The organism is Bacteroides sp. D2 (genome assembly GCF_025147085.1).
Lineage (GTDB): Bacteria > Bacteroidota > Bacteroidia > Bacteroidales > Bacteroidaceae > Bacteroides.
In genome coordinates this window covers 2,249,449-2,264,135 of record NZ_CP102261.1, presented here as the reverse complement: position 1 = coordinate 2,264,135, position 14,687 = coordinate 2,249,449, and the positions used below count along the sequence as shown (strand labels likewise).

The 14,687-nt window shown below is 37.5% G+C and carries 13 protein-coding genes; all 13 read right to left on the bottom strand.

Features of this window, described 5'->3' with window-relative positions:
* Positions 1-329: 329 nt before the first annotated feature.
* The 13 genes from NQ505_RS07645 to NQ505_RS07585 all read right to left on the bottom strand — a co-directional run bounded on the left by NQ505_RS07645 (position 330) and on the right by NQ505_RS07585 (position 14,541).
* Positions 330-671: a hypothetical protein gene (locus NQ505_RS07645; RefSeq protein ID WP_009000930.1), complete on the bottom strand. Its 342-nt coding sequence runs from the start codon at positions 669-671 to the stop codon at positions 330-332.
* A gap of 1 nt (position 672) precedes the next feature.
* Entirely contained in the window at positions 673-1,611 is a 939-nt protein-coding gene (locus NQ505_RS07640) for a hypothetical protein (protein ID WP_009000931.1), read from the bottom strand.
* Positions 1,612-1,616: 5 nt separating this feature from the next.
* Positions 1,617-2,258 (bottom strand): hypothetical protein, encoded by a 642-nt coding sequence (locus NQ505_RS07635; RefSeq protein ID WP_009000932.1) that lies wholly within the window; start codon positions 2,256-2,258, stop codon positions 1,617-1,619.
* A 20-nt stretch (positions 2,259-2,278) separates the two neighbouring features.
* Positions 2,279-4,975 carry an ATP-binding protein gene (locus NQ505_RS07630; protein WP_009000933.1) on the bottom strand — a complete coding sequence of 899 codons (2,697 nt, stop codon included), beginning with the start codon at positions 4,973-4,975 and terminating at the stop codon, positions 2,279-2,281.
* On the bottom strand, positions 4,972-6,681 hold the full coding sequence (locus NQ505_RS07625) for an Hsp70 family protein (RefSeq protein ID WP_009000934.1): 1,710 nt from the start codon (positions 6,679-6,681) through the stop codon (positions 4,972-4,974). Before NQ505_RS07625 ends, NQ505_RS07630 begins: the two co-directional genes overlap by 4 nt.
* A 23-nt stretch (positions 6,682-6,704) precedes the next feature.
* Complete coding sequence (locus NQ505_RS07620) at positions 6,705-7,586, bottom strand: hypothetical protein (protein ID WP_009000935.1); 882 nt, start codon at positions 7,584-7,586, stop codon at positions 6,705-6,707.
* Positions 7,587-7,598: 12 nt separating this feature from the next.
* Positions 7,599-9,584: an AAA family ATPase gene (locus tag NQ505_RS07615; protein WP_009000936.1), complete on the bottom strand. Its 1,986-nt coding sequence runs from the start codon at positions 9,582-9,584 to the stop codon at positions 7,599-7,601.
* Between the two features lie 5 nt (positions 9,585-9,589).
* Positions 9,590-9,958 carry a hypothetical protein gene (locus tag NQ505_RS07610; RefSeq protein WP_009000937.1) on the bottom strand — a complete coding sequence of 123 codons (369 nt, stop codon included), beginning with the start codon at positions 9,956-9,958 and terminating at the stop codon, positions 9,590-9,592.
* Between the two features lie 18 nt (positions 9,959-9,976).
* Complete coding sequence (locus NQ505_RS07605; RefSeq protein ID WP_157179101.1) at positions 9,977-10,615, bottom strand: hypothetical protein; 639 nt, start codon at positions 10,613-10,615, stop codon at positions 9,977-9,979.
* A gap of 64 nt (positions 10,616-10,679) precedes the next feature.
* A complete protein-coding gene (locus NQ505_RS07600; protein WP_009000939.1) occupies positions 10,680-12,125 on the bottom strand; it encodes a hypothetical protein in 1,446 nt (481 codons plus the stop codon).
* Complete coding sequence (locus NQ505_RS07595; RefSeq protein WP_157179102.1) at positions 12,122-12,871, bottom strand: hypothetical protein; 750 nt, start codon at positions 12,869-12,871, stop codon at positions 12,122-12,124. The genes NQ505_RS07600 and NQ505_RS07595 overlap by 4 nt, the downstream gene beginning before the upstream one ends.
* 388 nt (positions 12,872-13,259) lie before the next feature.
* Entirely contained in the window at positions 13,260-13,763 is a 504-nt protein-coding gene (locus NQ505_RS07590) for a hypothetical protein (RefSeq protein ID WP_009000941.1), read from the bottom strand.
* 433 nt (positions 13,764-14,196) lie between these two features.
* Positions 14,197-14,541: a hypothetical protein gene (locus NQ505_RS07585; protein WP_009000942.1), complete on the bottom strand. Its 345-nt coding sequence runs from the start codon at positions 14,539-14,541 to the stop codon at positions 14,197-14,199.
* Positions 14,542-14,687: the final 146 nt, after the last annotated feature.

Below are 14,687 nucleotides of genomic sequence, written 5' to 3'. Positions count from 1 at the left end.
ATTAAGTTATTATATAAAGTTGATATCTACCTATATAGATGGAGTAAACATATTATTTCTATCATATAGAACCATTATTATTTCATCTCCCATATTTTTGTTTGTGATATTCATAATACACAAATGTATCGGAATAAATCAACAAAAAAAACCGCAAAAATGGCAAAACGTGCTTAAACGGTCCTAATGATAGACTATCTTCTTTAAAATCGTGCTTATTACATACATTTTTTATTTTCCCTTCAACATAGTGGAATATCGTATTAATCTTTGACCGATATCCTCCAAACCATTTGTTTATGGTACTTTCAGTACTATGACAGTCCTTTTTATAGTTTCGCAGGTTTCATACAATTACGACGATCCTTTTCACGTTTCAAAGCTATTGCATTATGTTTCGGATCATACAAAAGCATGCCATACGCAAGAATGATTGCAGGATTCTTCATGTGAAGTTCATCACGAAGGAACTTCAGGTCAATTCCCTCTATTGATTCAAATTTCTGAATCTTGCCAGTTTTTAACCATGTGCATAACATCTCATATGCAGCTTTATTTTCTAAGTTTTCAAGATTAATGAGATTCTCAACTGTTCTATCAAGGCCATATTCCTCAATATAACCTTCGTCTATTAGACGTTGCTTCAATTCGTTTTTATTTATCATACTCATATTATGCATTATTTAAAACATTATTAAACATTTGGCTCGATACATTACGTACCACTGTATTACCAGCATAATTAGAATCTATCTCGAGAGGATTATAAATGTATCCCCAGGGATCATAACATGATGGTTGATCGTAATTATAGATTGCAGTTGCCACAGCCCACTCATTACGTACTTCATCAGGAACATCATGATAACCGCGAATACACTCATTCTGATATTGGTGACGAAGCTCATGGGTAATGGTGTCCATAATCAAGAAAGGTGTAGTATCCGACGATAACAAGTCATTTGTCAGATGTATCGTACCGTCACCATTATTATAACCTAACGTTCCAGGCTCTAATTTTTCGATATATACTCCTTCATAATTAACTAACTCAAAAGCTTGAGCAACTCGCTCTGCATATTCTAAAGCAATGGCTTTTCTCTCCCTCTCAGTCATACTACCCCAGGCATCAATTACGCCAGGATTGAATATCTCCATTGCAGCTTCAGAACATGCATCAAGTCCAAATTCTCTAGTTTCTTGAATTCCTTCTTTTGCATGTATTGAAGAAAATTCAGCAAATGGAACTTCTTTGGGTTTCGGGTTTACAAATATCTCTTTTACATCTTCGTAGGCACCCACAAAAAAATCCTTAATGCCATCCGTAAGCTTCTCCGCAAACCCGGCAATTGCCTCCTTTGCCTCTGCAGCCTTTTCGGTTACAGTTTCCTTTGCATTTTCCAATACCTCGGCAAATGCTTCTTTGCAGGATTCTACTTTATCATTCACAGCTTCGCGCACCTCCGGCATCTGTGATACACGGTATATGCCATAACCTACAGCCGGAGACAAAGAAGCAAACCTTACATCAGCTTCTTGAACCTCATTGTTCATCTCGGGAGTTTGAGCAATTTCAGACGTACCGAGTTCATTAATTAAATTCGTATCCATATTTTTTATCCGTTAATGATTGGTCTTACCAAACCTTGTTCAAATACTTCATTTTTATATATCCAGCAAGGAGAAAGTACTTCACATACATCGCCGACCTCTATTTTGGTCAATTGGCGATAATGTTTTGCCGCATTTTCATTCCATGTCAATTTTAGTTCTGTGGATTGCTGTATTCCACATTGTTTCAATAGACTTAGGATTTTTACAGCTTTACTTCTATAGAGTTCAGCATCCCATCCTTTTCTAGCACCAGTGAATGAAGAAAACCATGATTTTAACATTTCACTACCTCTACTATTAATTACAGCATCAAGATTATCAAATATAACAGAGGCTATTTGGGGGACAGGATCGCTAACGACACTAAATAACGCCCCCATATCACCATTAAAGTATTCCAGCATCTTCATCATTTGGCTAATTATTTCTTCGTCAGAAAAGATTATATTACTACCTTGACGATTAAGATCATCGGCTTGCTGATTCGATATACTTTTCAACAAATTATTTTGCTGTGTTCCAGACTTAATCTTACCTTCACTCTTTTCCTTCTGTTTTGAGCGATATATTATAGATACAATTGTACCACCAACTACCACTATACCCAATAGAGCATAAAGCAGAATTCTTGAATTTTGTTCCATATTATATAATATATTAAATTTCACAAGTTAATCACAGGGCGACTTATCTTAACCCAAGATGCAGCATCATCCAAATCACCGGCAATAATAGCGTTTCCCTGTTCCAAAGTAGGAATAATACCTCGTTGATCATCACGAAGAGCAAGAGCTTGAGCAATTACAGCACAATCATCAATAGAGGTCATACGATGACATATTTTATAGTTTGTGTTTTTTATAACATCCGGGATTAGTTTAGTCGGTACTTGATCTATAATCATAAATCCTTCGCCAAGTGAACGAATTTCAGCTAACATGTTGGAAAACAAATCTGCCACTACTTGTTGCGGATTACCTGTACCTTCGGAAGCAGCACTTGGCTTCGACAATACATTATGCGCTTCTTCTATGACAGTCAAATGCATTAATTCATTTGCTTGTGCATGTTTGCGATACTCTTTATTATAAGAATAGGCAGACATTCTATACTCATATTGAGCCAATAATATCATAGACATGATGAGAGCTTTATCCTTTACATTGGGTATCTTGCTTAAATTGATAACGCAATTCTTATTAAATAACGTATCATAGGAGGTAGATTTCAATTGATTTAAAATGTTGCCCCGTTTACCACGAGTCAGATATTTAAAACGTGTTTCAAGTGCTGCAACAAAACTATCAGTCACCCTCTGTTCATATCCTCTATTTGTCAGTAACTTCTTTGCTACACCAAGTGCTCCTTCGAGAAGAGGATAAGAAGACAACTGTTCCATTTCTTCTTCTTCAAAATCCTCGACCTTTTCTTTTAAATATGTATAAAGAGCCTCATCCATAATAACCGGCAAGATATCACCTGTAGGCAAGGTTGCGTTAATGAGTGCAGTAATTTTTTCACATCTTGTTTGCATATCGATCGGAGCTCCCGCTATTGCGGCAGGCTGAAATGGATTAAGCATAAGATGAGACAACAGTGTCCCCTCGAATGAAGACAGTCCGGGTTCAAAGATATGTATCCTTTCTGATTCCGGAAGATGCTCATTTTGTTTGATAGCCCAACGCACCCATTCATCCTTAGCAGGTTCGATAATAAGCACCGGTTTCTTCTTTTCCAGTACTGCATTTATCAGCGTTTTACATGTTGTTGTCTTTCCACAGCCTGTAGAACCAACAATAAGGGCATGTCTTACCAAAGAGTTGACAGAAACTGTATATGGGTTATTTTGTTGAACTCCGGTATCGACAATGTTCCCTATTTTCACCAGATCGTCCGCATTCAAGTTCTTTCCCGGATTATTTGCGAAACGGGCTACATTCTTCACAAACCGGATGCCCGGAACGTCTTTTCGGGGAAGCGATGTGTACAAAGAAAGTTCCTCCGTATTTACAGGAGTACTAACATATTGATACGGAGCACCTAAGATATGCCATTCTTCCGTAGCAAATTCATTAGCTGCAGGATTTATTAGAGGAACCAGATTAAAGTTCTTTATTGTATTCAAAGCATTTGGAGAATGGAATAGATGAGTACGGATTGGCTCTATGTGGGTATAATCACCAGAATATACGGAGCGGAGTATTCCGGTGATAAGATTGACGTTATCTACAGAATCGGCTAATACATATACTCCCGCATTCCAAAAGCCAATATCACGGCCAGAGCGTAGACGCTGGCAATGTTTATCCGTCAACTGTTCTGTATATTGAGCAAATTTATTTAAATAATCTTTTGCTACAGATTCCCCATACGATACACTGTCATTTGATGAAATAGAACGGCTAAAACCAATATTACCGGATAATCCTATAGCTGACATGAGAGCTTTTGCACCCATACCAATGGGAAGACTCACAGGAGTGGCGGTATACATTGCTGTTTTAAGTAAGCTCGACACCACATTCATTGTTCCTTGACCGGCTCCCATGCCAATACCTCCATGTACACCTGTACTCGTCCCTTCCCCGTGCTGGATGGTTGTACTTTCCGTAACATGTTGTGTTACTTCGGAGTGAATATCACTACCAAGTTTCTGATATCTGTAAATCACTTCAGATATTACATTGTCGTCAAGTGGTTCTGCTATAACAATCATTGAATAATTAGCATCCATTCCTCGCATATCCTTAAAACCAAATGCTAATTTGTCCAATGTTTGAAGAACCCCATATTGGGTATTAGCACGGAATGATGGTATACCCGTCACAGCACCTCCACAGACACTTCCGCTTATCTGATTATTAATTCCAATAATTTCTTTCAGGTCTTCCTTCCCTCCAAGATAATGCAAATCGATTCCGGGCATCGAACTAGTGAGGGCACATTTGCATTTATTTGCACATTCTTCGCCATTATAACCTTGTACTCCTACATAAAGATGTGTCTGACCATTATGCCGCTGCAACAAGAATATCAGCTTCTGCCCCCATGCATGTAAAGAAGAAAGTACCCCTTGCCAACGAGACAACAAATCGTAATCATCAATGCGTAATGGAGAGACAGGAAGCCTGTCAATACGAAGCCAACTTATATCTGTTTGCAACTGCATTGGGATCTCGTTAAAATCAGATCTACCCGATATGTCTTCCAAGTAGGAGCGCTCAAGCATGTAATCCATCATTGGATTAGCCAGATCAGAAGGAAACACAAACAATGGTTTATGTCCTTCTTTTATCTTTTGCAGATTACCGTCAACGTTGAATTGGCTTCGTCCAATTAGTCTTTTTATAAAATTGCTCATACTTCTTGCATATCTTTAAGTGAAAATTCTTTTCTGGTATTTTCCCTATTATCCATCATGCAATCCCCACTCACATCTAATGTTCCATCCTCAAGAGCATCCACACATAAGTTTATTTTAAATTTGTAGTTTACCGGAAAGAATATGGGAAGCACCATGATTGCAACAATCAATGCACCCAAGACTGAATTTTCATCCTGTCGTAACTTTAATATCTTTCGGTTTGCCGTTTCAATATTCTCTCCTGTATAAAGTTCTATGGTTATATTAAAATTACAATCTCCAAATACTAGATTCCGGGAAAGAGTTACTTCCAGACTTTGTTTGTTTTGCACCGGCAATAAATCCCCTACTCTCAAAATTTGAATATAATCAGAAGATTGCTCGTTTACTGTTAACCTGACCCATACATTATTGGCTGTAGGTGTTGTAATCTTTATATTTGAATCTTGAAGGCAAAGACCGGTTGCTACACATTCGTGAGGTAAAGCATCCCCAAACATACGCCACGGTTCTTCTCTCAATTTCTTGAAGTTCAAAGCTTTTACGATACCTTGCCCATTATTTACATCTTTCCCGATATACCCATTGATTCCTTCGCCATTAAATAAATTTGGAATACAATACCATTGAGAATGACCTCCGGTCAAAAATAACAGATCAATATCTTCTGCTCCCTTTACTTCTTTGCCATATTTCTCCTTATATATAGCAACTGCGGATTCTATCAGTTTATATAATTCCAGCCAATGCTCTTTTGTCTCATTCTCAAAAATTTGACGATTAAATCTAATCATCTGCAACGCTTGTTGAGTACTTACTCCCGACATCTTTAGAAAAGGTAAGAAATCATTAGGAGTATCAATAGTGATGTTATCCTTCAGTCGGTAAGATAAATATTTATCTTTCCAGGATTTGGCTTTGTCCACCGAATAGATGCCCCATTGCTCAAGTTCTTCTTTACTTTTCCCTGTACCTTTAACAAGCGATTCTAAAATATAATTATACAAAATTGAGTCTATTTCTCTTCCACCACAAAGAGTTCTGTTATCCCTAGTTGGGTAGGAAAGTACATTATCAGTCGCGACTCTTCCTTCGGAATCAACTTTAAGTCGAAAAATAACAATATCAGTTGTACCTGCTCCCATATCCAGCATAAAGACATGCATCGGTTTTTGCACCGTAAGCATTTTAGTCTTCTGAAAATCGTTCAGGTGCTGGTGAAGCATCGTATATGCCGCTGCTGTTGGCTCATTCTCGCAGATGATATTCTCTCCGAATCCCGCTTTTTTTACGGTTCTCTTCATAACCTCTCTGGCATCTGTATCCCATTTAGCCGGAACACTGACATAAACATCCATAGAATCATATCTAATTCCCCGAGTCTGATTCCAAAATTGCTTATATATATAAGTGAAGAATTCCTCAATATAAGCCTCCTTTATCCTTCTCTCCTCCGGATTTACATCCAGCAATCCCATCTTGAAATTAGTAATAAGTTCTCCCTGCATACCGCCTGTTTTAGCATTAAGCGCACCACAGCCATACAAGGTTTGGTTTTGTCCGTCAACTCTGAAAATAGCAGACGGTATAATATCACTTACACCATCTGCATCTTTTATCGGCTTTATAACATCTGTACCTTCTTCCTTGTAACGTACCACAGTAGTACTTGTACCAAAATCAATACCAACTATCAGTTTCATATTCACATTTATTAGATTTTATATTATTTAGATTCAATTGATCCGTCCGAATTAAAGTTTGCGGAAATAACATTCGAGATTTTTTGCATAGAAATTGTTGATTTCAAGTTTCCATCCTCATAAAGTGCAAGCACCTTATCATTAAAAGATTTTACATATACAACCTTCCCTTCACTCTTTAACAGAAATCTTGGCGTTGACTCTGACATCACGATTAAACTATCCTGCTTGTCAACAAACAGATAACCATCATCAACGAGAGCAAAGGATATTACCCCATCCCATGAGAATTTTGAGGCATTCTTTTTATCATGTATTACCAATGTAGAGTAAAATTCCCCATTGGCACTCACTAGACTTGCGTCATACCTGTCATTATTGATATGATTGGGTAAAACCTCTATATATTTGCCTTCTATTTCCGTGACATAAGCTACTTCTCCAGATTTCAACTTTGCTACAAATTCACCTCCTATGCGTATTTCAGCTTCCTGGTCCATATTCCCTTCAATCTGTAACTTACGCAATTTAATTGTAAATGAGGCATTGGAAGTTTTTTTGAATTTGGGTAAATCAAATGTTGCAGGTGCATTAACAATAATGATATCCGAGTCTATTGCTGTTGGATGGAAAAATGCTTCAACCGCCTTACGATCAATCTCATACCCCAATAGTTCTTCAAGAGCATTGCAGAGTAATGTTTTATCGCTATCTGCATCTGCCTCCCCTTCTTGAATCCATTTAGATATCTCTGCATAAGCTTGCTCTTGCTCATGATTCAAGTAGTACACTTTCTCCGGACATAAGTCGCGTACAAACTGTTGCCTGTTTGTCCAAAATGCGGGGAACGTAAAGTGACGTGCAAAATCAGAGAGCGTCACAATCAGGATATTATTCAATTTCATGATTTCTTGTTTTTACAAATTCTTTGCATATTGATTAATAGCTCCTACAATAGTGTAATATAACACTTGATCGTATGGGTTGGGCCATCTGTCACTTGCCGGATTATGCCTATAAATGCACTTGTCTTCATCATATCGCTCAAAGTCGAGAATACAAGTTCCACTTGCCGGAACAAACTCATTCTCATGCAGTTTCAAAAAACACCGCACAATATCTTTGAGATTCGTCTCCCCATAAGGCTTAAATGTACGACTTCGCATCATCTGTTCCACTGCATTTTTCATCTGATATTCACCATAGATAACCGTTTGTATAGTATCGCTATTCCCCAATGGACGTATGAGGAACTTTGCTTCCTTTATCAAGGCAGAGATGTCGGCACCTGTCATCAATTTGTTCTTGGGGCGTGAAGACGATGACCACACATAAACATCATCTTCTTTCTCGCTTTCATTTACATCATTTCTCTCTTTAAGTTTCAGATGACAAGCATCCATATTGGCAGTACATTCTTGATTGATAATGTCAAGCCAAAAAGAATCCTTTTCCAAATTAGTCGCGAACAGCTGTTGTGCCATTTTTGCACGCTTGGATACTGGCATAGCTTCCAACTCCTCCCGATATGACTTGTTTTGTGCCTTGATATTAGAAGCGAATATTTGGGCACATTCTTCTGCCTTAGGCATGAAGGTAAAATATTTCCTATCAAAACGTTCGGAACGGAATAATTCCGGAGGAAGACAAGTAATGTCATTGGACGTGGCAAAAACGAAACAAGCCGCTGTCTTCTCCTGCATCCATGTGAGGAACTTTCCAAACATTCGTCGTCCCACTCCCCCATCACTCGATGATGAGTTTTGCGAAGATCCACTGAATGCCTTTTCTATCTCGTCAATCCATAAGACACAGGGAGCCATATTCTCTGACATGCGTAGCGCATTGATCATGTTATGTTCTGATTCGCCCATCAGACTATTAAGCAAAGCCCCCATATCCAACGAAATAAGCGGAAGTCCCAATTTGTAAGCTGCAGTCTTTGCCATGAGTGATTTGCCGGAGCCCGGTATACCCGAAATAAGTAACCCATTCGGAATGTCCGTATGACACTGTGCCGCACGTTCAGGATCACTAAAAATATCAATGCGCTCCTCCAACCATTTAGAGATACTGTCAAGACCAGCTGCATTTGTTGCGTTCGTTTCCTCCCATTTCAAGCCATTACAATTTTCAAGCATTTGCTTTTTTGACACCCTTATGGCTGCAAGAACTGCATCTGCATTTACATGATTGAAATCTATTGACTGTGAAGCAATCATCTGTCGCAACAGTTGCCTGATACGTAGCACACTGAATCCGCGAAGACTAACAATCATCTGGCTATATAACACCTCCGACCTCCTCAATACAGATATATCCATACTTTCCGCATTGAATTCAGAAGAGATGACCGCCTCAATCTCTTCATCAAGCAAAGCAGGAACCCGCACGGTCATCACATAAGGAGCAATATTCTCTGGAATCACTTGTTCTGTCGGGGTAACGACAATACATAAAGAACGGCTGATATTAGCAACATGATATGGATTTGGATTATTATCCTTTGAGCGCTTCACCCCCATATAGTCACTGATGAAGTTACGAATGCCAGTTTCCACTTTATCCCATTTTGTCGTATAGGTAAGCAGAATCGACGGACAACGAACTACATCGGAATCAATACTGTTAACAAAAATCAGATAATTGTCTTTAATACTCGAAAAAGTTCGTTTTTCGTCGTCTTTCACACCATACTCCTTGTTAGCTAGCTTTACAACTGCTTTCTTCTCACTGTCATATTTTACTCTTGGCACAAGGCTGTCAATGGTATTATCACTATATAAAATTTCATGTATCAGTTCCATCTGGTCAGTTGGAATGTAGATGACTGGGATATGTGCCAACATAGCCAACTTCATCTGCTCTAACATACGACCAATCTGTGTTTTTCGAAAGTCCATATTGTCTAATCTTCTATGATGATATCTTCTTTGGTTATTTGCTCTACTTCTTTCTGTTTGGGTAAACCTACCATTACAGAACGATAACGTTCAGCAGCCATGTAACGAATGGCAACAGCAGGTTCACGCCGCAACCAATCCAACATAAGAATCGCACGAATGGGTTTCATACCATCATTTTCTGTCAGCTCTCGAAAACTTACACCTTCAATCTCCATGTCGGGGACATAAGAAGAAAGAACATCAAAGACAGCTTGTTTGAACTCAGGCGGCAACATTCTAATGCGTTGTATATTTCGGTAAGCAGACATCGGATTCAGTCCTTCGTCCTCAATCAAATATTTGAATAAACTAATGTATTTTATTATTTTCATAATCGGTCTACTTCAATATTAGTCGTTCGTATAATAATCTTCTTTGAGGAGTTCCTCAAATCCGAAAGTATCCATCTCAAGAGGTTGCTTACGATAGGCTTCATCATTCTCCCGATAGGTAATATAGTTTTTCATATTCTGCTCCCATGTTTGCATCAACTCCTCAGAATATCCATAATCTTTTTTACGTTCCACAGCAGCGTATTGACGTGCATGCTTTAATTCGTGGAAAATGGTGAATATCTGTTCTTTGATTAAATCAATATTGCCAGAGTATAGAAAAGCTCCATTGATACACAGCAGATTATTTTCTATATTATAAAAGCCACAACCATATTTCATTATTTCCTCCTCTGTTTTAGGATAGATTATTACAACTTCTTCAGTGGTTACATCCATAATTTCCTCAGCATCCTTTTCTATCTCCATAAAGAAATCCGGTAATTCGTCAACAGACATCTGGAATAAACGTTCTTCTATGCCATTAGGAAATTTCTCCTTCAAATATTGCCGTACCCGAAGTGCCAGTTCTTGATCTGGCACTTCGGGGCAGTATGTGGATTCAAAATCTTCAATCTGCCGGATATAACTTGAACGTTCTCTCGTTTGTTGTCTCCGCTCATTCCAAACGTTAACACGTTCAGAAATACTATTCATTATAGAACTGATGAAGTTCTTGACACCCTCAATTGCAGACGATATGAAGCCCATGATTATTAGTCTACGCTTGGGTTGTTACTAGCGTAATAGGAGAGATTTCCGCTGTCTGCTCAACAGTCTTGTTAGAAAGCAAGCTGCGAATCCATGAAATAAATGCCTCTGCTCTATCCTTGATTACAGGCCATACGGTCTCTCGCCAAAGAATTACAATCTTATCAAAGATAGTACCGGCACCATCCACTATTGAATCTACAGTATCAAATAAACTATTAGAAAAACCAATGCCAACCATTGCTGCTATTCCACCGGCTATAATCATTGCAAAGATAGAAGTTCCAAGCAGACCAATAAACGAGCCCATTGTAAACATCGCCAGATTTACAGCAACATAAATGACCCCTGCCATTAATGTAGTCCAAAGAGCTACACCACCAATAATCTTTAATACTTTGATGGCTTTCTCAACAGTAATCTTACCTGTACGAGTATCCTCTATCACATGAGCCTGTTCAATACCGGCTGCCGCTGCAATTGCAATAGCTTCAGGGGAAACATTTTGTCCTTTGAGTGAAGTAATGTCTTCGTTTTGATATGCAATATAAATAGCAAGTGCATTCACAAGTTTGGTATGCATATCATTTTCACTTCCACATAATTCCTCTTTTACAGCTTCTGATCCATCAGGGAGTACCTCCATCAAATCTCTCATTTTATCAATTGATGTCATGCAGAGAGTGTTATTGTTGAGAGCATCAGCTATTTTCCCGATGACTTCATCAAGCATCTCATCGGTAATTTCGCCGGTAGGAGCGAAACCTTGCTTAATGGTCACAAAGTCTTCTATTTGCGAAGCTTTTTCTGCACTAAAGTTCTGAATGTTGAGAACATGAAGAGCTGAAAGAAAGTTGATATAAAGTTCAAACTTTTGTTCATTAGTAAGATCCTGCCCCAATTCTTTCAACTGCGATATGTAGTCTATATCACCATCTTTAAGTGCTGCGGTAAGGTTGGCATTGAAAGTCTCAACACCTTTTCGAATACCTGCTATGACTTCATGTGCATCCTCTGCAAAGGTACCCGGACGCTGTGCTAGATAGAAGTTAACAAGATTTTCGTCAATATTCAATTCCGAATTTTCAAACTCGTTGTAAACTGTGGAGAGCTCCTGAACTTTCAGTGCTTCTTCTTTTGTAAGATTGATATTCATATTAGTACTGTTTTTAAATGTTATTATTTCATCTTGTACCTCTATAGAGTCATCGCTCTCCTCTTTTCTATCCTCATCCACCATATTTTTTTCTTGATTTATAAAATCAGACTGCTCTTCGTTCACACCAAGCATCTCACTAGCTTCTTCCGTATTCATTTCATAATTAAGGATAGAAGCATGAAGAGATGCAGGTATTTCTTTGCTTTCAATGAGTTGCTTCTCTACTTCAACCATATCTGATTGAGAAAGAGTATTGCACACGAATTTATTAAAAATAATATCATCAATACGTTTCATTTTTCTTGCTTTTTTTGTTCATTATACTTAATAAGTAGATGCTTCAATGCATATCCTTTCATCAAAGACATTGCATCTTGGCGTTGCTTGACTGTCCAATTTAATTTGACTTGGTCGCTCGTCATCCCATCTTTTGCAATAGGATGAATCATCTTCTCAACCATCGGATATGCTTCGATAGCCGGCATCTTTGCTATAACAAGATATGTCAAAACCAACTTATCACGCTCGCTCAGCTGTGCAAACGCTTTTCTCATGCGAATTTGAGTTATACTTTCACCCTCTTCTTCTACTTGATCACATAACAATAGAGACTCATAATCTTTATATTCGAATAATTCATCTTCTTGATTTCTTCTCATTTTTTCCTTATTTGCCAATTTATAAAAATATCGGCATGCTATAGTAGAAGTATAAGTCTGCAATTTGCAATCCTTGGCATCATAAAGAGATACACGATGCCATTCGGGCTTTGGGCCATTATCTGTATCAACTATTGGATAAGATAAGAATAGGTAATAGTCTGTATATGAATTTTCTCCCATAATCTTATTAATCCTTTCCACAATTTTTGTACACATCGGACCCAGATAATAGTTAACCACTACTTCATAGTTGTTTACTACACGGCGTGCCAGTTCGACATTTGCCTTATACTCCGGATCATCGGTAAGCCTTTGTTTTAATTCATCCCAAGACATCCCTTTCCAATTACAATCATTCTGTATCATTACCCGACCTTCCATACGTACTTTATTTATACTTAAATACTTGTTACTATACATGAGAAAATTATTATAATCTGTATAATATAGCCTGAAAAAGGAGAGTCATTCTTTTATCTCTATTGAGGGAAGTTTGAACTATCTCTTAAACTTTATACCTATCACTATTTATTACTCATGCTTGACCTATTCGCTCCCTCAAAAAAAAGATTTATATGCACTAAAATGAACTTTTTATAAACATCCAAATTTAAGAATTAACATTATATAAAAAAAACACTAAAACTGGCATTTATGCCTAAGTGGGCAAAAAGCGAAACTATTATTCCCAAAATAATGATTATAATATCTTTTTTTTGCAATGCGTTCATTATTCAAATTAAATAGCAGTAAATTCATTCCCAAAAGCTCACTCGCTACTCTCAAAGCTTCCCTGCAATACCCCCTCCTTATTCAAGTAACCTATCATCCACGTGTCTGGCTCAACTCCATAGCCATCTTCATCTCCATTATATCCTTCCGCTATGCATTCCTTCACTTTGATCTTATTTTCTGAAATCCACGATAAGCTCGCATAAGCCTGTCCCCTTTCCAATATCTTCTCTAATTTCGGATAACGATGCTCCAACGATGGATCAGCCAGGTCACTGCGATTTACACAAACATACATCAAGTGACTACCTCCTCTGAACAAGGACAACAAACCATATTTTTCCTCCCATGTTGCTTCCCCAGGTTGAGAAATAGAGCCATTCCAGAAATCAAATCGCCCATCCAGGTATTGCTTAAAAAGATTCCTTACTTCTTCTGAATTTACACAATTCATCAATTCCTCCACCCAAGGCCGACCTTCAAAAATAGTCCCAACGGCAGTCCCGGTCAAAGAACTTGCCAACCAATAATCTCTTTCCATATTACTCTTTTTATAAGTTCTCAAATTATAATATAGTAGAGAAGATAATTGCCCAATTCTATCACTGCAAATGAAAAATCATACAATAATTGAGAAAAATTCCCTTATATTTGTCCTAAATGGAAATTCCTATATAAAACCTGGTAAAAATCCGATTGTGTTTATTCAAACGAAAAGAATGACTATTGCATCAAAAAACACGCTTATCATCAACATATTTTCAAAGCCATATTATCTCATAAAAAAATCGCTCCACCTAAGTTGAATATATGCTTTCACCCTAAATAGAGAACATACATCCAACTTTAGTAGAACGAAAACTAAAATGTAGATTAAATAAATATTTATGAAAGAACAGGAAATAAACATAGCCTCATAACAGACAATCTTTTATAATCATCCATATGATAAGTTTAGCTTAAATTCACAGTACTTATTTTGCTTTTTTCTTTTTCTTCGCGTTATCCTTCTTACGCATATCCTGATACTTCTTATATTGTTCATCGGTCAGAATGCTTTTTATTTTAGCATCGACTTCCTTCTTTTTCTTTTGCATTTCTTCTCGTGAAGGTTTTTCATCCGATTTATTTTTTGCAGGTTTCATCTCTTCCATTGCAGCTTTAAAATCTTTGGCCTGCTTTTCATTCAGTCCCAAATCGGTAACCATTTTTTCTATGCGTTTCTCTCTATCAGCTTTTCCTTTCTGATGATTTTGAGCCATACATACAGTTGAGCCAATCAATAGTGCAACTGCCAAACTTAAAATTTGCTTTCTCATAATTCTAAATATCATATTAAGTGAGTAATGTATGTTAGACCTCACTAAAGTTTGAAAGTTAATTCTACGATGAAAAGAAAATCTTCTTTTTTACATTATTTATTGTTTCTCCACATTATAAATATTCAGCCGGATATGAGTGTCAT

What these genes read in the sequence shown, in the direction of transcription:
- NQ505_RS07645 (WP_009000930.1), bottom strand. Translation starts at nt 671, where the DNA reads ATGAGTATGATAAATAAAAACGAATTGAAGCAACGTCTAATAGACGAA.
- NQ505_RS07640 (WP_009000931.1), bottom strand. Translation starts at nt 1,611, where the DNA reads ATGGATACGAATTTAATTAATGAACTCGGTACGTCTGAAATTGCTCAA.
- NQ505_RS07635 (WP_009000932.1), bottom strand. Translation starts at nt 2,258, where the DNA reads ATGGAACAAAATTCAAGAATTCTGCTTTATGCTCTATTGGGTATAGTG.
- NQ505_RS07630 (WP_009000933.1), bottom strand. Translation starts at nt 4,975, where the DNA reads ATGAGCAATTTTATAAAAAGACTAATTGGACGAAGCCAATTCAACGTT.
- NQ505_RS07625 (WP_009000934.1), bottom strand. Translation starts at nt 6,681, where the DNA reads ATGAAACTGATAGTTGGTATTGATTTTGGTACAAGTACTACTGTGGTA.
- NQ505_RS07620 (WP_009000935.1), bottom strand. Translation starts at nt 7,586, where the DNA reads ATGAAATTGAATAATATCCTGATTGTGACGCTCTCTGATTTTGCACGT.
- NQ505_RS07615 (WP_009000936.1), bottom strand. Translation starts at nt 9,584, where the DNA reads ATGGACTTTCGAAAAACACAGATTGGTCGTATGTTAGAGCAGATGAAG.
- NQ505_RS07610 (WP_009000937.1), bottom strand. Translation starts at nt 9,958, where the DNA reads ATGAAAATAATAAAATACATTAGTTTATTCAAATATTTGATTGAGGAC.
- NQ505_RS07605 (WP_157179101.1), bottom strand. Translation starts at nt 10,615, where the DNA reads ATGAATAGTATTTCTGAACGTGTTAACGTTTGGAATGAGCGGAGACAA.
- NQ505_RS07600 (WP_009000939.1), bottom strand. Translation starts at nt 12,125, where the DNA reads ATGAAACGTATTGATGATATTATTTTTAATAAATTCGTGTGCAATACT.
- NQ505_RS07595 (WP_157179102.1), bottom strand. Translation starts at nt 12,871, where the DNA reads ATGGAAGGTCGGGTAATGATACAGAATGATTGTAATTGGAAAGGGATG.
- NQ505_RS07590 (WP_009000941.1), bottom strand. Translation starts at nt 13,763, where the DNA reads ATGGAAAGAGATTATTGGTTGGCAAGTTCTTTGACCGGGACTGCCGTT.
- NQ505_RS07585 (WP_009000942.1), bottom strand. Translation starts at nt 14,541, where the DNA reads ATGAGAAAGCAAATTTTAAGTTTGGCAGTTGCACTATTGATTGGCTCA.